The organism is Enterobacter sp. 5-4 (genome assembly GCF_000612205.1).
In the GTDB taxonomy this organism is placed as follows: Bacteria; Pseudomonadota; Gammaproteobacteria; order Enterobacterales; family Enterobacteriaceae; genus Enterobacter; species Enterobacter roggenkampii.
This window is the reverse complement of record NZ_JFHW01000019.1, coordinates 314,781-334,768: the sequence shown is the minus strand read 5'-3', so window position 1 is coordinate 334,768 and position 19,988 is coordinate 314,781. Positions and strand designations below refer to the sequence as shown.

Annotated in this window: 13 protein-coding genes; 3 read left to right on the top strand and 10 right to left on the bottom strand. The window is 54.1% G+C overall.

The features are described from left to right. Window positions 1-10: 10 nt before the first annotated feature. From ruvX to metK, 8 genes are all read right to left on the bottom strand, one after another. Window positions 11-427, bottom strand: a complete 417-nt coding sequence (gene ruvX, locus AA74_RS0111965; protein ID WP_021242076.1) for a Holliday junction resolvase RuvX — start codon at window positions 425-427, stop codon at window positions 11-13. Further along, window positions 427-987: a YqgE/AlgH family protein gene (locus AA74_RS0111960; protein WP_008499752.1), complete on the bottom strand. Its 561-nt coding sequence runs from the start codon at window positions 985-987 to the stop codon at window positions 427-429. Before AA74_RS0111960 ends, ruvX begins: the two co-directional genes overlap by 1 nt. An 82-nt stretch (window positions 988-1,069) precedes the next feature. After that, the gene (gene gshB, locus AA74_RS0111955; RefSeq protein ID WP_008499751.1) at window positions 1,070-2,017 is read right to left on the bottom strand and encodes a glutathione synthase; all 948 of its coding nucleotides are present in this window, start codon (window positions 2,015-2,017) and stop codon (window positions 1,070-1,072) included. Window positions 2,018-2,036: 19 nt separating this feature from the next. Next, a complete protein-coding gene (gene rsmE, locus AA74_RS0111950) occupies window positions 2,037-2,768 on the bottom strand; it encodes a 16S rRNA (uracil(1498)-N(3))-methyltransferase (protein WP_021242075.1) in 732 nt (243 codons plus the stop codon). Window positions 2,769-2,819: 51 nt separating this feature from the next. Continuing rightward, complete coding sequence (endA, locus tag AA74_RS0111945) at window positions 2,820-3,527, bottom strand: deoxyribonuclease I (RefSeq protein WP_021242074.1); 708 nt, start codon at window positions 3,525-3,527, stop codon at window positions 2,820-2,822. Between the two features lie 94 nt (window positions 3,528-3,621). Further along, window positions 3,622-4,119 (bottom strand): SprT family zinc-dependent metalloprotease, encoded by a 498-nt coding sequence (locus AA74_RS0111940; RefSeq protein WP_021242073.1) that lies wholly within the window; start codon window positions 4,117-4,119, stop codon window positions 3,622-3,624. A gap of 58 nt (window positions 4,120-4,177) precedes the next feature. Beyond that, entirely contained in the window at window positions 4,178-5,575 is a 1,398-nt protein-coding gene (galP, locus tag AA74_RS0111935; RefSeq protein ID WP_008499747.1) for a galactose/proton symporter, read from the bottom strand. A 441-nt stretch (window positions 5,576-6,016) separates the two neighbouring features. Beyond that, window positions 6,017-7,171 (bottom strand): methionine adenosyltransferase, encoded by a 1,155-nt coding sequence (gene metK / locus AA74_RS0111930; RefSeq protein ID WP_025912466.1) that lies wholly within the window; start codon window positions 7,169-7,171, stop codon window positions 6,017-6,019. Between the two features lie 138 nt (window positions 7,172-7,309). Between metK and AA74_RS1000000122465 the strand changes: the two genes are divergently transcribed. From AA74_RS1000000122465 to speA, 3 genes are all read left to right on the top strand, one after another. Then, window positions 7,310-7,480 (top strand): hypothetical protein, encoded by a 171-nt coding sequence (locus AA74_RS1000000122465; RefSeq protein WP_045335271.1) that lies wholly within the window; start codon window positions 7,310-7,312, stop codon window positions 7,478-7,480. A gap of 354 nt (window positions 7,481-7,834) precedes the next feature. Further along, window positions 7,835-7,966: an acid stress response protein YqgB gene (gene yqgB / locus AA74_RS1000000122895; protein WP_127312443.1), complete on the top strand. Its 132-nt coding sequence runs from the start codon at window positions 7,835-7,837 to the stop codon at window positions 7,964-7,966. An 8-nt stretch (window positions 7,967-7,974) separates the two neighbouring features. Further along, window positions 7,975-9,951 carry a biosynthetic arginine decarboxylase gene (speA, locus tag AA74_RS0111925; RefSeq protein WP_008499744.1) on the top strand — a complete coding sequence of 659 codons (1,977 nt, stop codon included), beginning with the start codon at window positions 7,975-7,977 and terminating at the stop codon, window positions 9,949-9,951. 53 nt (window positions 9,952-10,004) lie between these two features. On the opposite strand, the gene AA74_RS0111920 is transcribed toward speA, so the two are convergent. Together AA74_RS0111920 and AA74_RS0111915 are read right to left on the bottom strand one after the other, a co-directional pair. Continuing rightward, a complete protein-coding gene (locus tag AA74_RS0111920; RefSeq protein WP_025912464.1) occupies window positions 10,005-18,230 on the bottom strand; it encodes a hemagglutinin repeat-containing protein in 8,226 nt (2,741 codons plus the stop codon). Between the two features lie 14 nt (window positions 18,231-18,244). Continuing rightward, window positions 18,245-19,978: a ShlB/FhaC/HecB family hemolysin secretion/activation protein gene (locus AA74_RS0111915; RefSeq protein WP_023294519.1), complete on the bottom strand. Its 1,734-nt coding sequence runs from the start codon at window positions 19,976-19,978 to the stop codon at window positions 18,245-18,247. Window positions 19,979-19,988 lie beyond the last annotated feature (10 nt).

The following is a 19,988-nucleotide window of genomic DNA, read 5'->3' as shown; positions in this document are numbered from 1 at the left end:
GCCCCTGTGCTTAAAAGCCCTGCTCGAAATAGCTTTCGAGGATGATGACGGCAGAAGCGGAGTCCACGCTGCCTTTATTGAGCGCCCGGAAGCCACCGTGCTCAAACAGACCCGCACGCGCTTCGACGGTGCTGAGACGCTCGTCGTGCAGCTTCACGGAGACACCAAAGCGACCATGGATTTTATTGGCGAACTTACGCGCCCGGGCAGTCAGCGGCTGTTCGGTACCGTCCATGTTGAGCGGTAATCCGACAATCACGTCATCCGGCTGCCACTCTTTGAGCAGACGCTCAATGAGGTTCCAGTCCGGCGTACCGTCGTTGGCCTTCAGGGCGGTAAGCGGACGCGCGGTACCGGTGATGCGCTGCCCCACGGCGACGCCGATGCTTTTGGTACCAAAATCGAAGGCCAGAAGCGTTCCGCTCATCAGGCGTGCCCCGCTACGCCAGGCATGGTCAGAATATCAATACCAATCAGCTTCGCCGCGTCGCGCCAGCGATCGGCTATCGGCGTTTTAAACAGGATATTCATGTCCGCAGGCGCGGTGAGCCAGGCGTTATCGAGGATCTCCTGCTCAAGCTGGCCTTTCTCCCACGACGAATAGCCCAGCGCCACCAGCACTTCAGAAGGCTGCTCTGCGGTGCCCAGCGTTTCGAGCACGTCACGTGAGGTGGTGATGACGGTGTTATCCGAAATTCGAATACTGGAAGAGAACACCGGCGGCGTATGCAGGATAAAGCCGCGATCTTCTGCAAGAGGTCCACCCAGCATCACGGGCTTATCAAGCCGGATCTCCGGCAGTCGCGCTTCAGCCGGGATTTTCAGCTTGTCCAGAATCCCTTCAACCTGAAGATTTTCCAGCGGTTTATTAATGATAATACCCATCGCGCCGTCTTCATTGTATTCACAAATATAAACCACGGCGCGGCGAAAAATCGGGTCCTGGAGAGCAGGCATGGCAATAAGAAAGTGATGCTGTAAATTCATTGTCAGAGGTACTGTTTCCTGGTTTAAAAAGCGACAGCGACCAGTATGCGGAGAAACCCGGGCGCTGTCACTCATTGGTGGGTTATTTCTGCAGGCGTTTTTCGATGGCGTCCATCAGCATTCCGGTGATCGAGACCGGGAATTCCGCTTCAATTTCACGAATGCAGGTCGGGCTGGTGACGTTCACTTCGGTCAGACGATCGCCGATGATATCCAGGCCAACGAAGATCAGGCCTTTGGCTTTCAGCGTTGGGCCGACGCGGCGGGCAATTTCCCAGTCGCTTTCGGTCAACGGGCGCGGCTCACCGCGACCGCCGGCCGCCAGGTTACCACGGGTTTCGCCACCCTGCGGGATACGCGCCAGGCAGTAAGGGACCGGTTCGCCATCCACCACCAGCACGCGTTTGTCGCCGTCCTTGATCGCCGGAATATAGTTCTGTGCCATGCAGTAACGGGTGCCCAGTTCGGTCAGGGTTTCGGCAATCACGCCAATGTTCGGGTCGCCTTCCTTCACGCGGAAAATCGACGCGCCGCCCATCCCGTCCAGCGGCTTCATGATGATGTCGCCGTGCTTCTGCCAGAATGCCTTCAACTGCGCTTTGCTGCGGGTCACCAGGGTTTCCGGGGTCAGGTCAGAGAACCAGGCGGTATAGAGCTTCTCGTTACAGTCGCGCAGGCTCTGCGGTTTGTTGACGATCAGCGTGCCTTTCTCTTCTGCACGTTCAAGGATATAGGTGCAGTAGATATACTCGGTGTCGAACGGCGGATCTTTACGCATCAGAATGACGTTGAGATCGGCCAGGGCAATGTCCTGCTCTGTGCCAAATTCATACCATTTGTCGTAGTTCTGCTCGACGTTAACGATGCGGGTGCGCGCGCGGGCTTCACCGTTGATCAGGTAAAGATCGTTCATCTCCATATAGTGGAGTTCATAGCCGCGACGCTGCGCTTCCAGCAGCATGGCGAAGCTGGAATCTTTCTTGATGTTGATGTTTGCGATGGGGTCCATCACGATGCCGAGCTTGATCATCTTTCTCTCCAATAATGCGTCAACCCAGATCGCCAAACCGTACCTGTAGCGCGGTAATGGCCGTGAGTGCCGTTGTCTCAGTGCGCAGAACGCGAGGTCCCAACAGAATATCAGTAAACTGGTAACGTGCCGTCATCGCAATTTCGTCCGCCGACAGGCCGCCTTCAGGGCCAATCAGCAGGCGAACGCGCTCAACGGGCAGCGGCAGCGTATTGATGCTGGCGCTGGCGCGCGGATGAAGATTGAGCTTCAGCCCACTGTCCTCTTCTGCACACCACTCCTCCAGATCCATCGCCGGGCGGATCTCCGGAATACGGTTGCGGCCACTCTGTTCGCAAGCCGCGATGGCAATTTTCTGCCACTGCTGGATCTTTTTGTTCAGACGTTCCGCATCCAGTTTAACGCCACAGCGCTCAGAAAAAAGTGGCGTAATGAGGCTTACACCCAGTTCAATGGATTTCTGAATCGTAAACTCCATTTTCTCGCCGCGCGACATCACCTGGCCCAGATGGATATGCAGCGGTGATTCCCGGTCATCCACTTCACCACGCAGGACGTTCACGTGTACGCTTTTTTTATCCGCCCGCGTGATTTCCGCGTCGAAAACCTGGTTAGAGCCGTCGAACAATTGTATTGCCTGGCCGGCGCCCATGCGCAGCACGCGGCCAACGTGGTTAGCGGCGTCATCAGACAGGGCGATTTCGCGGCCTGCGGTAATCAGTTCAGGATGGTAAATGCGGGGAATGCGCATAGTCAGAAATTCCATGTGTCATGCGATATAAGCGAATTGCCGTAGTGTAGGTTAGCTCTTTTGCGCCTGGCAAGCCCGCTGGACGTAAGGGTTGTGATTCCCCTGGACTCTGGCGATACGCTCGTCGCGCTGGCATTCCCACTCCGTCACCGGGTACTGCTTGTCCCAGGCGTTGAACAACTGGGTCTGCTGGCGGGAGAGGTTGAGATCGTAACGGTCACGCATATAGAAATAGGTGCGGGCAATGCTGCCGCGCGCGCGGGCAGGGGGCTCGGCGACTTTCTCTTTAAAATCAATCTTCATACCGCACTGGCCGTACTGACCTTCGCCACCGTTCCACTGGCTGTACATGAAGTTGCCGCGATCGCCGTTCACTTCGCCCACCGCGGGCTGTAGGTTATGCATGTCGCTTTCCATCTGGCGGTAAACCGGATCTTTGGCGCAGTTTTTACGTCCACCATCCTGCCAGCACTGGCGCTGGTGGCCAAACTGCCATGCCGGAACGACATGTTCCCATTCAATACGGCTGGCGCGGTTTTCGTTTTTACGCACCTTGTAGCCGCAGGACTCAAGGTCAACGACCCCTTTTTTACCCTGCCAGTTAATTTTACAGCCGCAGTAGAAATCGCCCGGTACGTCAGCGTTGACCTTTACACCGGCCGCTTTGGCCTGAGAGAAACTGTTGATACCGTCGGCCAGGGCGTGGCCTGAGAGCGCCGTCGTCAGAAAGGCGACCGCGAGAGAAAAATTACGGGACATCTTACACTCCGTGTCAAAACGAGCCCGCAACGTAACGAATGTTGTTCCTGTATGCAATCAGTCAGATCAGGAAAGTTCCTGAACGTTCAGATAATTATTCCGCCACCAGCGGCTCGCCGCATTTCACGCAGCGGTAGGTTGCCTCGCCGCGCACCACGCGATTATGGCGGCGGACGGTAAGCTGGTGCTGCTGGCACTGACAGCGGTAGGGGAAGGTATTGCGGCGCACCGATTCCAGCTCGAACTGATGGGTTCTGCGCGCCGGAACGCCGAGCACCGCTTCCATCATCCACTTCCACTCCTTGCCGTGGGGGGCGACGCGTCCGAAGTGTTTCCACACCAGCAGGTGCGCCAGCTCGTGCGGCACCACCTCATCAATAAACGCCTGCTGGTTTTCCATCATCAGCACCGGGTTCAGGCGGATCTCATAGGATTCCAGCCAGGCGGTACCGGCCGAGGTGCCACGCTGCTGGTAGACGAGTTTGGGTTCAGGGTAATTGCGACCAAGCTTCAGGTTCGCCTGGGCGAGTTTTTCCCGCAGGCTGCGCATAACGGCTTGCTGAATGGCGATGGGGAGACGGGGAGCTTTCATAGGGGCAGAGCATAAAGCGGGAAGCGGGGAGGCGCAAGAGGCGCCTCCCGCAAGAGGATCAGTCGTGGGCGCCAATTTCGCGCAGAGGACGACCTTTCATCAGGTTACGTTCAATATGTTCCAGCGAAACGTGTTTGGTTTCCGGAACCAGCCAGATAGTCAGCACAATGAAGAAGATGTTCAGACCGGCGTAGACCCAGAAGGTATTGGCATTACCCAGAGTGTTGAGCATGGTCAGGAACGTTGCGCCGACGATCATGTTGGCAATCCAGTTCGTTGCGGTAGAGCAGGTGATACCAAAATCACGCCCCTTCAGCGGCTGGATCTCAGAGCACAGCACCCAGATCAGCGGACCGGCGCTCATCGCAAACCCGACGATAAACATCAGCAGCATGCCTACCGCAAAGTACTGGGCGGTTGGGGAGTGAATGCCCACATGCATCATGGTACCGAGGACGCCCATACCGGCCGCCATCACCAGGAAGCCCAGCGTCAGGGTTGGCTTACGTCCCCAGCGGTCCACCAGACCGATGGCGATAAAGGTCGCCAGCACGTTGGTCAGACCCACGATGACGGTCCCCCACATCTGCTCGGTGGTGTTGGTGTAACCCGCCAGCTCAAAGATTTTGGGCGCGTAGTACATGATGACGTTCATCCCGGTGAACTGCTGCATCACCTGGAGCAGCACGCCGAGGAACACCGCCCGGCGGAAGTTGCTGTTCTCTTTAAACAGCGCCCAGCCGGACTGTTTGACCTTCAGGCTTTCGCGGATCTCTTCCAGCTCGTTTTTCGCTTCCGCGCTGGTATCGCGCAGGCGCATCAGCACGCGTTCGGCATCGTGGAAGCGACGTTTTGCAGCAAACCAGCGCGGGCTGTCCGGCAGGAAGAAGACGCCAATCAGCAGCAGAACCGCAGGGATGATGATCACGCCGAGCATCCAGCGCCATGCGCCGCTGTAGCTAAACGCGGTATCGGAAAGATATGCACCGAGAATACCGATGGTGATCATGAGCTGGTACATCGAAATCATACTGCCGCGGATTTTCTCCGGGGCGATTTCCGACAGATACAGTGGGGCGGTATAGGACGCCACGCCCACGGCCAGACCGAGCAGCACGCGGGAAACCAGCAGAACCTCAACGTTAGGCGCTGCGGCAGAGAAGAGTGAGCCGGCCACGAACAGGATCGCGCCAATCATCAGGCTCTTTTTACGTCCGAGTTTGAAGGAGAGCCAGCCGCTGCCGACGGCCCCAACGGCCGCACCGAACATCATGGAGCTGACCACCCATTCCTGGGTGTGAGCGCTAATCTGGAACTCGTCAGTGATGAAAGGTAATGCACCGGCAATCACGCCGATATCCAGGCCAAAAAGTAATCCTGCCAGGGCGGCGAGGAAACAGACGAAGAATGTCATCGCCTTGTTGGACGTACGCCCCTGTTTTTTATTGTCAGGCATTATGCCCTCCAGTTGGGTTATCAGTTTTATTGATGGTAAGGGTAGGTGAGCGACCCGTAAAAATATGTGAGATTAATCACATAGGTGTAATCGGTTACACTCGTGTGCAACCGTAAATAAAATTAAAGCTTTGAAAATATAGAGGTAAATGAAGTGAGGCGCATCGCGAAAGGAGATATTTCAGACTTAACTGAAAGGGAATGTAACAGCAGAAGAATGGCGATCATGCAAAGAGAATATTCTGAAAGCGGAGAGCTGCCGGTGCGGTGTAATCGGTTCCAAATAGTGCGCCTTTCAGCCGGGTGGCGGCTGCGCTTTACCCGGCCTACAAATGCCCAAAACTCGTAGGCCCGTGCAAGCGAAGCGCCGCCGGGCAAGGATGATCGCACAAATGCAAAAGGCCAGCCCGAAGGCTGGCCTTTTAAAAGCGATGTCAGTCGATTACTTCAGACCGGCAGCTTCACGCAGCAGGGCGGCTTTGTCGGTTTTTTCCCATGGGAAATGTTCACGACCAAAGTGACCGTATGCAGCGGTTTCTTTGTAGATTGGGTGCAGCAGATCCAGCATCTGAATCAGGCCGTATGGACGCAGGTCGAAGAACTCGCGCACCAGCAGGGTCAGCTGTTCTGAAGGCACTTTCTCGGTACCAAAGGTTTCCACCATGATGGAGGTGGGCTCAGCCACGCCGATAGCATAGGAAACCTGAATCTCACAGCGGTCAGCCAGGCCGGCAGCCACGATGTTTTTCGCCACATAACGTGCCGCGTACGCTGCAGAACGGTCCACTTTTGATGGATCTTTACCGGAGAATGCACCGCCACCGTGACGCGCCATGCCGCCGTAGGTATCAACGATGATTTTACGACCGGTCAGGCCGCAGTCACCCATTGGGCCGCCGATAACAAAGCGTCCGGTCGGGTTGATGAAGAATTTGGTGGCGCTGCTCAGCCATTCGGTTGGCAGAACCGGCTTGATGATCTCTTCCGTCACCGCTTCCTGCAGGGATTTCTGATCGATATCTTCGGCATGCTGGGTAGACAGAACCACCGCGTCAATACCGACAATTTTACCGTCGTCGTACTGGAAGGTGACCTGGCTCTTCGCATCCGGGCGCAGCCACGGCAGGGTGCCGTTTTTACGCACTTCAGCCTGACGCTGCACCAGACGGTGTGCGTAGGTGACCGGCGCTGGCATCAGCACGTCGGTTTCGTTGGTTGCATAGCCGAACATCAGGCCCTGGTCGCCCGCGCCCTGTTCCAGCGGATCGGCACGGTCAACGCCCTGGTTGATGTCTGGAGACTGTTTGCCAATTGCGCTCAGTACCGCGCAGGAGTTGGCATCAAAGCCCATATCAGAATGCACATAACCGATCTCACGCACCGTGTTACGGGTGATCTCTTCGATATCAACCCATGCGCTGGTGGTGATCTCACCGCCAACCAGAACCATGCCGGTTTTGACATAGGTTTCACACGCGACGCGTGCTTTTGGATCCTGCGCGAGGATCGCATCCAGCACCGCATCGGAGATTTGGTCAGCAATTTTATCAGGATGTCCTTCTGATACGGACTCGGACGTAAACAGGTGTTTTGCCATGTTTTATTTCACCTAAGAGGAATTTGGTTAGCTCAAGCTGCTGTGTGGAATAGCCAAAGGAGATAATTCTACCAAGGCCTGCAGGTTTTTGACACTGGCAGTATGAGTGTTAATCAGTATAGATGGATTAACATCTGGATGGCTATTTTAGGTCACTTCTTCACCCGATTTCCAGTTTTTTTTGACTCATCTCTCACTCAGTTGAAATTGCTGCTGGCAAAAATTCCTGACGGTGCTGGCAACACGCGCATTTTTGTTTTGCTTTTTAGCCCCCTTCTCGGTATAAAACGCGGCGCGCGGCTCATATAAAATAAGCGCTCGATGAACTCATCGTGTCGCCACTTCCAGCCGGGTAAAGCAGTGAACTTTTAGCTTTGGCTTGGGGTCCGTTTCAGCAGAGGCGGCCGTGGAGGTGATACGAGATAATGAACCATCGTTTTCCGCTAATTCAGCGCAGCCGTTCTGGCGCGCATTTGATTCCCGCAACCCGCATTTCTAGTCTGCAAACCTGCCGATGTTATACCCATCTCGGCGCTTCTCAGGATTCCAGGGCCGGTCACGCTTTGTGAAAACTGAACAAGGGCGCTCTTGTTAATACAAGAGTTTTCTCGTGGTTTCGCCGAACCTTGTCATACAGAGTTCGGATACGTGTTTTACAATGATATGAATAAGAAACCGGTCGCACGGTCTGGATTTCAGCATACTCTGCTGGGAAACGGAGCCGTTTATGGGTTGTTATCGCCGTATAACGCTGCGATAGTAGTCAACTGTTTTACACTTAATACAAAGAGTTGAGGTTCGCTATGTCTGACGACATGTCTTCTTTTTCGCCTTCGTCAGCGGGCGAACAGGGTGTACTACGTTCTATGCAGGAGGTTGCGATGAGCTCCGAGGAAGCCAGCAAGATGCTGCGCACTTACAATATTGCCTGGTGGGGCAATAACTACTACGACGTCAACGAACTGGGCCACATCAGCGTCTGCCCGGATCCGGACGTCCCAGAAGCGCGCGTGGATCTCGCCAAACTGGTGAAAGCCCGTGAGGCTCAGGGCCAGCGTTTGCCTGCACTGTTCTGCTTCCCGCAGATCCTGCAACATCGCCTGCGTTCGATTAACGCCGCGTTCAAACGCGCGCGTGAATCCTACGGCTATAAAGGCGACTACTTCCTGGTTTACCCGATCAAGGTAAACCAGCACCGCCGCGTGATTGAATCGCTGATCCACTCCGGCGAGCCGCTGGGGCTGGAGGCAGGTTCCAAAGCGGAACTGATGGCCGTGCTGGCGCATGCGGGGATGACCCGTTCAGTGATCGTCTGTAACGGCTATAAAGACCGTGAATACATTCGTCTGGCGCTGATTGGCGAGAAGATGGGCCACAAGGTCTATCTGGTTATCGAGAAGATGACTGAAATCGCCATCGTGCTGGAAGAAGCCGAGCGTCTGAACGTGGTGCCGCGCCTTGGCGTGCGTGCGCGTCTGGCGTCGCAGGGTTCCGGAAAATGGCAGTCCTCCGGCGGTGAAAAATCCAAGTTCGGCCTGGCGGCCAACCAGGTGCTGCAGCTGGTAGAAATTCTGCGCGAGCGTGGTCGTCTGGACAGCATTCAGCTGCTGCACTTCCACCTCGGCTCGCAGATGGCCAACATTCGTGATATCGCCACCGGCGTGCGAGAGTCGGCGCGTTTCTACGTTGAACTGCACAAGCTTGGCGTGAATATTCAGTGCTTCGACGTGGGCGGCGGCCTGGGCGTGGACTATGAAGGGACCCGCTCACAATCTGATTGTTCCGTGAACTACGGCCTGAACGAATACGCGAACAACATCATCTGGGCGATCGGCGACGCCTGTGAAGAGAACGGCCTGCCGCACCCGACGGTGATTACCGAATCCGGTCGCGCGGTGACCGCGCACCATACGGTGCTGGTCTCTAACATTATCGGCGTTGAGCGCAGCGAAACCACCGAAGCGACGCCGCCGGCAGACGATGCCCCGCGTTCCCTGCAAAGCATGTGGGAAACCTGGCAGGAGATGCACGAGCCCGGCACGCGTCGTTCCCTGCGCGAATGGCTTCACGACAGCCAGATGGATCTGCACGATATTCACGTCGGCTACTCTTCAGGCACCTTCAGCCTGCAGGAGCGCGCGTGGGCAGAGCAGCTCTATCTGAATATGTGCCATGAAGTGCAGAAGCAGCTCGACCCGAGCAACCGCGCCCACCGTCCGATAATCGACGAGCTGCAGGAGCGAATGGCGGACAAGATTTACGTCAACTTCTCGCTGTTCCAGTCGATGCCGGATGCCTGGGGTATCGATCAGCTGTTCCCGGTTCTGCCGCTGGAAGGATTGAATCACGCCCCGGAACGTCGCGCGGTGCTGCTGGACATCACCTGCGACTCTGACGGCGCTATCGACCACTACGTGGACGGCGACGGTATCGCCACGACGATGCCAATGCCGGAATACGACCCGGAGAACCCGCCAATGCTGGGCTTCTTTATGGTCGGCGCGTATCAGGAGATCCTCGGCAACATGCACAACCTGTTCGGCGATACCGAGGCGGTTGACGTGTTTGTCTTCCCTGACGGCAGCGTGGAAGTTGAGCTGTCTGACGAAGGGGATACCGTGGCGGACATGCTGGAATACGTTCAGCTGGATCCGAAAACCCTGCTCACGCAGTTCCGCGACCAGGTGAAAAACACTGGGCTGGACGATGCGCTGCAGCAGCAGTTCCTGGAAGAGTTTGAAGCGGGTCTGTACGGATATACGTATCTGGAAGACGAATAACGTTCGAAAGGGGCGTTAAAAAAAGGGTCTGACGAAAGTCAGACCCTTTTGTTTTAGCTGTACTGCTCGTCGGTGAAGGTAATGGTTACCGGAGCATAGATATCAATCGGTCGATCGATTTGCAACGCCTTCCACTGCGGACGCGCGTTCATCGCACCTTTGCTCATGTCGCCATTCCACTTCTTGTGTTCCGGCGTTTTCGGCATGTCCATCCCGGTCTGACCGGTGGACGACCCCGGAGAAAGCTTAACGTCATTCCCTTTGGTGTTGCTGGATGGCGCAACGCCGTTGGTCATGTCGCCATTCCACTGCTTGTGTTCCGGCGTTTTCGGCATATCCATCCCGGTCTGACCGGTGGACGAACCCGGCGAGAGCTTGACGTCATCGCCTTTGGTGTTGCTGGATGGCGCAACGCCGTTGGTCATGTCGCCATTCCACTTCCTGTGGTCCGGTGTTTTCGGCATGTCTTTACCGGTTTTACCCGTTGCAGAGCCCGGAGAGAGCACAGGATAGTTAGTTTCCGGTACGGCCCATTTCTTCACTGGCGTAACCGTTGTGGCTTCTGGTTTCGCTTTTGGCGTCAGCGGCTGGGACGTTGACGGCGCAACGTTTGGCACGGCTTCACTGCGTGCGGTTTCAGACGCGACGGCCTCCTTATGGACCACCGAAGAGGCGGACGTGGAGGTCGTTGTCGCCGTCGTTTTCTCAATCGTCATATGCTGAGAATCAGACGTTGTACGCGTCGTGGTTGTCGTCTGCTGCTGCGTTGAGCCTGGCTTAGTCGGCGTACACTTCTGAGGGCAGCCGCCATCGTCCGTATGGCCGTCATCCGGCTTCGCTGGAGTATCGCTGTCTGCGTCAGCGCCGCTTTTCTTCTTCTTACGAATCCCCGGATCGGCAAGCGTGTAGGAAATGTTATTTCCTGCTTCTTTCTCATCACGCGTGACAACCGACATTTCATCTTTATTGGTATTGAGATCGCCATTCACTGCCGCACTGGTGGTGTCACCCACGGCGATAGTGGATTTCTGCGTTTCGTTGTAGTGAATTTCATCCACGGTGTCGACGTAGATGTTACCGGAAGGCACTACGCCATTGCTCAGGCCAATGCCGCCACCGCCGTACAGACCATCCTGCTCAACGTGGTCTTCCAGCGTTTTCGCATTGATATCACCCGCAACGTTCACCGATCCGGTGCCATCCTGAGATACCAGATTAGCCCCGGTCATATTGAGGTCGCCTCCGGTTTTCACATTCAGCTCGCCGCTGGTATTGATACCGGATTGCTTCGCTGTTTTAGACGAATCGTAACTTTCAGAGCCGCCGCCCCCGTTGACGGACGCGTTCGGGATGATGCCCGCTGCCGAGACGGAGATACCCACAGAAGCGCCCCAGTTACCGCGGCTGCTTTCGGTGTGCTCGGTATTCTGCACGGAGGTGATATTCATATCGCCTGCAACGTTAACATCCGCTTTTTCTGCATCGATGTTAGCGCCCTTCATGTTCATATCACCGCCAGCGTTCACTGTCACCGTGTTGCCGTTGATAGTACTGTTCTTATACGACGTAGAGTTACCCGAGCCGTGTTCCGTACTGCCGTTGTAATCGACTGAAATACCGCCGCTTGCGCCAGTTATATCCACTCCCACGCCTGCGGTAAGACCGCCTTTGTGTTTTTCGGTTTCATTGGTGTAAGAGGTTGTTGATTTCGCTGCGTTAATGTCCACATTACCACCCGCATTGATCTCCGTATTCTGCGAGTTCACGTTCACGCCGTTGAGCGTGGTATCGTTGGTCGAATTAATGCTGACGTTTTTAGCATTAATATTGGTGGTATTCTCCGCCGTTGCGGTGCGCGTTTCTTTCGTTTTTGTCGTGTTCCCGCCGAAAGTGACGGAGCCGCCAGCAAGATCGTTTAGCATGATGTTGGACACATCGCCCAGCACTTCCGCCGTCGTGGTTCCGCTGTTAATCGACTGGCCTTGCTGCGATTTATCAATGAGATTCCCGGTTTTGTCGATCGCATCAACTACCGCACTGTGGGCCTCACCTGAAACACCGACAAAGCGGTCTTTATGTGTGACGGTGGTTTTGGTTTCATCCTCGTATTTGGTGCTTGCGACATCCTTCGCGTTAATGCTGAGCTTATCTCCGGCGGAGAGGTCAGCGCCGCCAATATCCGCCGTTTTTCCTGCATTTACGGAACCGGAATCGGTAAAATTAATGGACGCGTTGGTGTTCTGCTTGCTCTGGGTCGACACGCTATCGGTTGTGTCTTCCATACCCACCTTGAAACCGGCAGTATCGGTGATCGGTGCGCGGCCCGGTTTGGCACCAATCGCGGAGGTTTCAGAATTACCGCCTGCGCTGGTGTAGTCGCCAGAGGTGGTATTTTTTGTGGTGCCGTCGTTTTTGCCGTAGGAAGCCGAGGCGGATTTACCGGCGCCGCTGATGCCGGCCTCAGCAACAAACTGGCGAGACTGTGTGGTGTGTTCCTCAGCGGACACGTTTTCAGACGTCTTTATCTCAACGTTTTCTGCCGCGTTGATGGAGCCGCTTTTCGCGTCAATGCTGCCGCCTTCGATGACCACATTCTTGCTGGCATCAATCTGCACATTGCCGCCAGCCTTGACGGTTGCGCCGATAGCTTCGCCGTTCACCGTTTTGGTGTCGGTGGTGGTATAGCTGGACAGACCGTTGATCTCGGTATTGATGGTACGGTTAGAATCAATCTGATGCAGGTCGTTGAAGGTGACGTCACCTTCGCTCGCCTTCATATTCACGTCCTGGCCTGCCGTAATATCAGCCGCGTTGGAAGTGATGGTTTTCGCCTGCATGTTGATACTGCCGCCTGCGGTGACGCCATCATCGTGCGCATGAATCTTCTGCTTGCCGTCTTCGCCGTGTCCGACAGATGCGGTCAGGGTGATGTCGCCCTTTTCAGCCTTCATGTCAATGTCGCCACCGGCGTTCACTGCCGCGCCGTTTGAGGCAATGCTGCCATTTTCCGACGTCATTGAGACGTTACCGCCCGCCGAGATGCCAGCATCTGTCGCATTGCTGATGTTGTTAATATCCCCTTTGGATTTCAGCGTGACGTCACCCTTAGAGGAGAGGGTACCGTTCACGTTGTTAATGGCGGTGGCATCAACTGAAAGGCTATTTCCGGCTGCAATGGACGCTGTGCCTTTACTGATATCACCGTTAGCCAGCTGGCTAAGGGTTTCAGGGCAAAGGTAGACCACCGGCACCAGCACTTCCGTCCCTTTGATGTTCTGGCTCACGAACCAGACGATATCCTGGGTTAGCCCATTGCGCTGCTCTTCGCTCAGAGGCTGCCCCACCACCAGATTTAGATCGCTGTTTTTCGCCGCAATACCGGCGTTATCCATCAGGTTTTGTACCAGCGCATCGCCTTCAAGACCGTCTCGTATCGCAAACATGCTGCCTACGGAGCGGCTGATCTCTCGACGAATCAGTTCGGAGATAAAGTAGTTATCGCCAATGACGTTAACGGTTTCGGTGGTAGTGTAATCCACCTTGTCGAAATAGTAGTCAGAGCCGCTGTACTTGCTCTGATCGATCATTTCCGGGCGCGTTTCGAAAATCGGAATGATGTGGTTGGCCGGGCCGCTGTATTCGGTACCGTTTTTCGCCGCCTCAGAGGCTTTTTTGAATTCGTCAGTGACTTCAAACATGCCCGGCAGAGAGACCAAATCCTTGATGGTCGGCAGTGGGCTGATCCCCATGGCCAGTTCATTCAGCTTTTTGGTATTGATGGCAACATCATAGCCCGCGACGGCGGTGTCGATGGTGTAGTCACCCACGTCGATATTCTCAATTTTGGCGTTTTCTTTGATTGTGCCAGCGTTAGCCAGGCCGTTATCCAGCGTGCCGCCATTGTGCGTAAAGTTACGACCCGCCGTGATTTCACCTTTTTCTGAAGGCACGAAGTAGATCATATTCGTCTTCAGAGGGGTAATGCTGGTGTCATTGCTTACCAGGTTATGCCATGCCGTGTTCAGGGTCGCGTAATCTTGCGAATTCCACGTTTCACCAAACACTTTGCTCATGACATAGTTGAGCTGGGTTGAGTCATTCGCGGCGTCGAGAAGCGATTTATAGCTACGCTCTCTGTTTGGATCCTGGGTACCGCTTTTGGTTGCAGGTGCGCCGTCACCAAAGATGAAATCAAGGTATTGATAGAGCGAGTTGAAGGTCAGCGTCGTGTAGTGCTCTGCTGCCACCTTCCAGTAGTCGGTCAGTACTATCGGTTGCTCAAGGATGAGATTCAGATAGTCATACATGGATTCGGAGGTATAGGTTGGCGAGTTCAGCAGATTACCCGTGATGGTGATATCACGTCCCGCCTGGATCAGGCCGCCGTTATTTTTAACCTCTTTTTCGTCGAAAATGCCGCGCTGGTTAATATTAATATCTTTCCCGGCGCTGATTTCGCCGAGCTTACTCATAGCGATATCTGACGCCAGAACCGGGATGTGCAGAACCGTGGTAATCCTGACCTGCGTCATCACATTATCAATACCGGCCCATTGACCCACGGCATCCTGCGTTTGGGTTTGCGAAATGGTGCCACCCGTATAGGTGCTCTGGTTTTCCAGAGAGGCCGCATCAATATTGATGTTCTGTTCGGAGCGAATGATCCCGGCGGAGTTGATAATCGTTTTCGCGATGAGCGACATGTCACCCATGCTCAGCACGTTACCGTTATAGTCATTAACAAAGGCACCGTCGTGGGCATTAATATCCATCTTCCCTAACGACCAGAGCAGGCTGTTGCTGTTGTTCATTACCTCATTAGCGTTGATGTGTAAATCACCCCCCGTGACCACAGACTTGCTGTTGATCACCTTACCGTCTGCCTGGAGCGTCAGGTTGCCGATGGCTTCCATCATGGTGTTGTTGTACAGCGTACCTTCCGTGCTGAGCGTCATATCATGACCTGCACGAATACTGCGGTTATTGTCATTCAGCGCGATGGAGTCTTTTACCTTGAGCAATAAATCATGACCCGCTTCGAGGATGCCATTGATGTTATTGAATGAACCGGTATGGATGTTGAGGTCGTTTCTGGCAGAGGTCGTGCCGGAATCATGATTATTCAGCTGCGAGGCATTAATCGTGATGTTATTACCGGCGATCAGGGCATTTTTTTCGTTGCTAATCGTCCCGCCCGCTACGTTGAGGTTCGTATTGTTGGCAGCCGATAGTACCGCTGCATTGGCGTTGATCAGATTATTAGCGACATTAACTGACAGATCGCTCTGCGTCGACACAATCACCGCCTGTTCGGTGTTAAGCATGTTTTGCGCATTGATCGTAATGTCGCCGCCCGCCACGAGAGTGGACACCGACTGCTGCCCGTCCTCTGCGGTGAGGCTGCCAATGTTGCTCAACGTGTTGGCGACAATCTCCAGCGGGCCGTTTACAGCCTGAATGACACCGGCCGTGCGGTTGGTCAGAACGCCGATGGCGTTCAGCACCGTCTGCATATTGGCGGAGATGACCGCGCCGTCGCTGTTGATGAGCGACTCAACGTCTTCAATCGTCAGGTTACGCAGTGCAGCTAAAACATGCCCTTCACCTGTGTTGGCCAGGTTTTTGACGTTGCGAATAATCAGATCCAGACCTGCCTGAACCACACCGTCGTTTTTCAGCTCCTCAACGGCATCGATCGCGATATTGCCATTGCCGATGATCACCGAGCGGTTGTTTAACGTCTTCACGCCGCTGATATTCAGATTGCCCTCAGAGGCAATCACTGCATCGCTGCTGTTATTAAGCGTCGTGGTCGTCGCGATCGAGAGCGCATTATCCGATTTAATCATCGATGCGCCGCTGTTATTAAGGGTACCTACGTTTCTCAGCGTGGTATTTCCAGCACCGAATAGCGTTGCACCTTCAGTGTTATTGAGGGTGTTCACATCGGACAGTGACAGCGTGCCATCAGAAATCACAAAACTGCCGGTGTTATTCAGCGTGTTGAGATGGGTAAGTTGCAGCGTCTTGCTGGCATACAGCGTGGCGGCGTTAAGGTTATCGACGGTGCTGACGCGATCGAGCGTCAGGCTACCGGCCTGAATGGTTGAGGCGTCGTTAAGCAACGATGTCGCTGTAACGGAGAGGGTTTCTCTTGCCGCGATCAGCGCGTCATGGGTGTTAGAGAGGGTGGTAATTCCGCTGGCATTGATATTATCGCCCTGGATCAGCCCATCGTCATTGTGTACTGCCAGCGCGCCGTCACCCTTTATGGTGAGGTTCTTCCCGGCAATAATGCTGCCTTTTTGACTATTCTGTAGCTCTTTTTTGACATCAAGCTGCATGTCAGTGGTCGCACTCAGCGTGCCGGCCTGGTTTTTCAGATTCGCGGTTGCGATGGTCAGTTTCTCGCTGGCACTGATGGTGCCGCTGTTACTGACGGTTGCACTGGCTTTACGGGTCTGGGTGGAGACATTACGTCCTGCAATACGTCCGGTATTGCTGAGCGTGTCGCCGCCGGATGCCAGCGTCACGTCATGCTTGTTGCTGGCAATGGTGCCGTCGTTGACGATGTTACCGTCGGCATCAATGAAGATCAGCGCATCGTTACCGCTCAGGGTGCCGCTGTTTGAAACCTCACCGTTGACCTTAATGCGCATCTCACCGCTATTAGCGCCAATATGACCACTGTTGTTCAGGGCGCTGGCGGTCATAACCAGGTTTTTATCCGCGTAGAGGCGGCCTGCGTTGTCGAGATGGCCGACAGACAGCGTCTGGGCGTTGCTGGCATACAGGATGCCATTGTTCTTCATTGAACCTGATGCAATCCAGATATCCCCTGTGGCGCTGACGGAACCCTTGTTTTCAAACGCACCGGTCAGGTTGAACTGCAGCGTCCCTTTCTTCGCGAGAATAACGCCTTCATTGTTAGTCATGCTGCCCGCGGTGATGTTGACATTACCACTGTTGCTGACGATCTCCGCATCGGAGACGAGGGTGCTGAAGGGCACCTGCTGGCCATTCTGGATGACGACAAAATCGCCATTTTTTAACGTCACGACGCCACCGGAAATGACAGCGCCGTTAGCATCCAGCGCTTTTAGTTTTCCGGAAAGGGTGTACTGCCCGGCAACATTAATCTGAATGGCGGGTACCGCTGTTGTGGCACTGTTTTGCGCAATGATAGCAGCCGTATTTTGCAGCAGGGTTGAGGCATCAATTCGGATCGTGCCGTTACGGGAGATAACGTCGTTATTCACCGTCATGCCAGAGAGCGCATGCAGGATAATATTATTTTGCGCTTCTGTACTTCCGGTGCCGCTGCTGTTTTTGTTCAGGGCAATATTGTTGCCGCTGACAGTGACATTTTTATCGCTGCGTAAACCTGTCAGCGTCACGTCGCCGTTCGCACTGATCTCAATGTCACCCGTGGCAATAATACTGCCCTCATGACGGACGCCTGCGCCGGATTCGGTGCTGATAAGCTGAATTTTACCACCGTACATTGACCCCATCGCCCGACCGTCAATCGCGACATCCGGCGTATGGCCGTCACCCGTGGCGCGAGTCGTGTGCTGGCGGCTGGAGAGATCGTAATCGTTCTGCCCGGCAACTACCTTAACGTCCGCCTGGCCGGCAATTTCACCTTCCAGTTTTGCACTTCGGCTGACAATGTCGAAGTAGCTTAGCCCTTCGGTAGAAATGCCTTGCCCTGTGAGAGACACGCTGCCTTTTTCAACAGCTAGTTTATAGTTGCCGTCCTCTTTCATCTGCACCTTACCGGTACTCAGCGTCAGGCTGTTGGCATTAATGGTGGTGGCGCCGTTAACGCTAATACCGTTTTGGTTAGCAACGATCACGTCCGCTTTTCTGCCGAAGACTTCCATCGTCCCGTTAATATAGGACGCCTGGGCTCCCGTCACTTCACTGATAATTGCTTTTGCTTCATGCTCAAGCTGGGCGTTTTTAACCGTGTAACCCCCGATCTTAGACACACCATCCTGCATGCTGTTGTTAAAAATAAGGCCATTTTTATCAACGTTAAACTGGTCGAATTTATTATGCGAGACGCCTTTCGCATTCGGATCGGTGATATTCACGACTGGCGTGCCGTTAGCCGCCTGACCCATTGTTGGCCCTTTACTCTGGCTGGCATCCGGCACCGTTGCGGCTTCGGCATTAGCTGCGAGAATACCCGCTATTGAAATAAAAAGTGGGCAAAGGTGTTTATGCAAATTCCCTGCGGTTAGCTTCGTTTTTGAGGTTTTATTATTGCTCATAAAAATTCCTTAAATTAGAACGTTACTTCCATCTTGTAATAAACGACCGTGTTATCGACGGTATTCTCTTCCAGTGAATCTGGTTTTTTTATAGGCCAGCCCGCGAGGACATACGTTGAAAAATGGCTACCGGTAGCTTTAATCCCGACAGAGCCACCCATCATGAATTGGCTATCACATACGTTGACGCCTTTCGGGCAATTATCTTTGGCAAAGCCCAGGTCATAACCTACATAGGGAATAAGCTGATAGATACCGCCGACGCCAACATCGAATGGAAACTGCAGGGTATTGGCGATCCAGCCGCCGCTATCAACCAGCAGGCTATCGTCCTTGAAGCCGCGTACGGTGAATTCATCGCCCAGCGTTAATTTTGCATCGCTAACCAGTACGTTCGGGGTGTACTGGAACCCTGCGTTGAGTTCATACACGCCACCTAAACGGCCAGACTGAAAAAGCGGACGCGTCCAGCTGGCAATGCCGTTGTACTTGACGTAATCAAGGTCAAACCCTTTAAGGTCGGCATCGTTTTTCCAGGCGGAACCAAACCAGGGAACCGCTGCCGTCACGCCCACATCGCCATAGAACCAGCCGTTCATCAGAGCGCCGACCCAGGTAGCGCCCGACGAAATCGAGGTATAGGTTTTAGAGCTGACGTCTATACGCTGGTTTTCAATGCTGTTGTTGCTATTACGTCTTTCAACTTTTGCCCACCAGCTGGTTTTACCCGTGGCGTTACGGCCGAGCATGCGGCTGACACGCAGAGAAGCACGGTCAGAATCTCCGTCAGAAGCGTAGCTGGCGTTATTGCCGGCAAGCGTTTTGTCGTAGCTGGATTTGTAATAAAGCGCGTCAAACGACCAATAACCCAGTGGGATGCTGTAACTCGTTGACCACGAATCCTGATTATCCTGGTTATTCTTCAGGTTATTCCATGAATAATAAACGTTGAAAATATCATTGATGCCGGCAATGTTTTTAGCGGTTACGCTGCCATAATACTGCTGCCAGCCGTCAGCCTTAAAGCCAGAGTTGTTAAGACCCGCGGTGACCGAAAGAGGGAATGCAGGCACGTGCAGCAGATTAAGATCGGAATAGCTGTTTATAACAGACGGTTGAATTTCAATATTGTCGTTAGGGTAAACGCGCAGCAGGTTTTCGACCATTTGATCGACATCCTGCATGTTCAGAATCTTGTCTTTCGCAAAAGGATAGGCAGTGAACATGCGCGTGCGTTCACGGAAGGACGGCGCTTGCCCGTTAACCTTAAGATCGTGTATTTTTCCCCACATCACCCGCAGAGAGAGTGTGCCCGTTTTGATATTACCGGGCTCAACACCAATCAGCGTCGTGGCATAACCACGAGAAATATAAAAATCGGTCAGTTCTTTGGCCAGTTCAAATATTTCTGTTCGACCGAGCATTTTGCCCTCATAGCGATCGATAATCGCCTGACGCTGCGGTGAGTTGTCAAACTGCGTATCATCAAGGATGACAATATGATTGACCTGAAATTTCCAGTTCGAGTCGCTGCTGGCCAGGGTTTCATCTCCGGCTTCGCGCATTTTTTTTTGTTGCTGGATTAACTGCTCGGTCCGCTTGGCTTCTTCTATTAATGCCTGGCTGGTTTGTCTTTCAAGACGATCCAGTTCCTGTTTATTTTGCTGACCAGGGAGTGCCGCCGTAGCGTGAGCCACAGGAATGAACGGCACTAATAAAAGTGCATATTTTGAAAAACGCTGAAGCACGAATCTCTCC

Coding starts and splice junctions, on each gene's coding strand:
- galP (WP_008499747.1), bottom strand. CDS start 5,575: ATGCCTGACAATAAAAAACAGGGGCGTACGTCCAACAAGGCGATGACA.
- endA (WP_021242074.1), bottom strand. CDS start 3,527: ATGTCCCGTAATTTTTCTCTCGCGGTCGCCTTTCTGACGACGGCGCTC.
- rsmE (WP_021242075.1), bottom strand. CDS start 2,768: ATGCGCATTCCCCGCATTTACCATCCTGAACTGATTACCGCAGGCCGC.
- yqgB (WP_127312443.1), top strand. CDS start 7,835: ATGAATAAGAAACCGGTCGCACGGTCTGGATTTCAGCATACTCTGCTG.
- ruvX (WP_021242076.1), bottom strand. CDS start 427: ATGAGCGGAACGCTTCTGGCCTTCGATTTTGGTACCAAAAGCATCGGC.
- speA (WP_008499744.1), top strand. CDS start 7,975: ATGTCTGACGACATGTCTTCTTTTTCGCCTTCGTCAGCGGGCGAACAG.
- metK (WP_025912466.1), bottom strand. CDS start 7,171: ATGGCAAAACACCTGTTTACGTCCGAGTCCGTATCAGAAGGACATCCT.
- AA74_RS1000000122465 (WP_045335271.1), top strand. CDS start 7,310: ATGGCTATTTTAGGTCACTTCTTCACCCGATTTCCAGTTTTTTTTGAC.
- AA74_RS0111960 (WP_008499752.1), bottom strand. CDS start 987: ATGAATTTACAGCATCACTTTCTTATTGCCATGCCTGCTCTCCAGGAC.
- gshB (WP_008499751.1), bottom strand. CDS start 2,017: ATGATCAAGCTCGGCATCGTGATGGACCCCATCGCAAACATCAACATC.
- AA74_RS0111940 (WP_021242073.1), bottom strand. CDS start 4,119: ATGAAAGCTCCCCGTCTCCCCATCGCCATTCAGCAAGCCGTTATGCGC.
- AA74_RS0111920 (WP_025912464.1), bottom strand. CDS start 18,230: ATGAGCAATAATAAAACCTCAAAAACGAAGCTAACCGCAGGGAATTTG.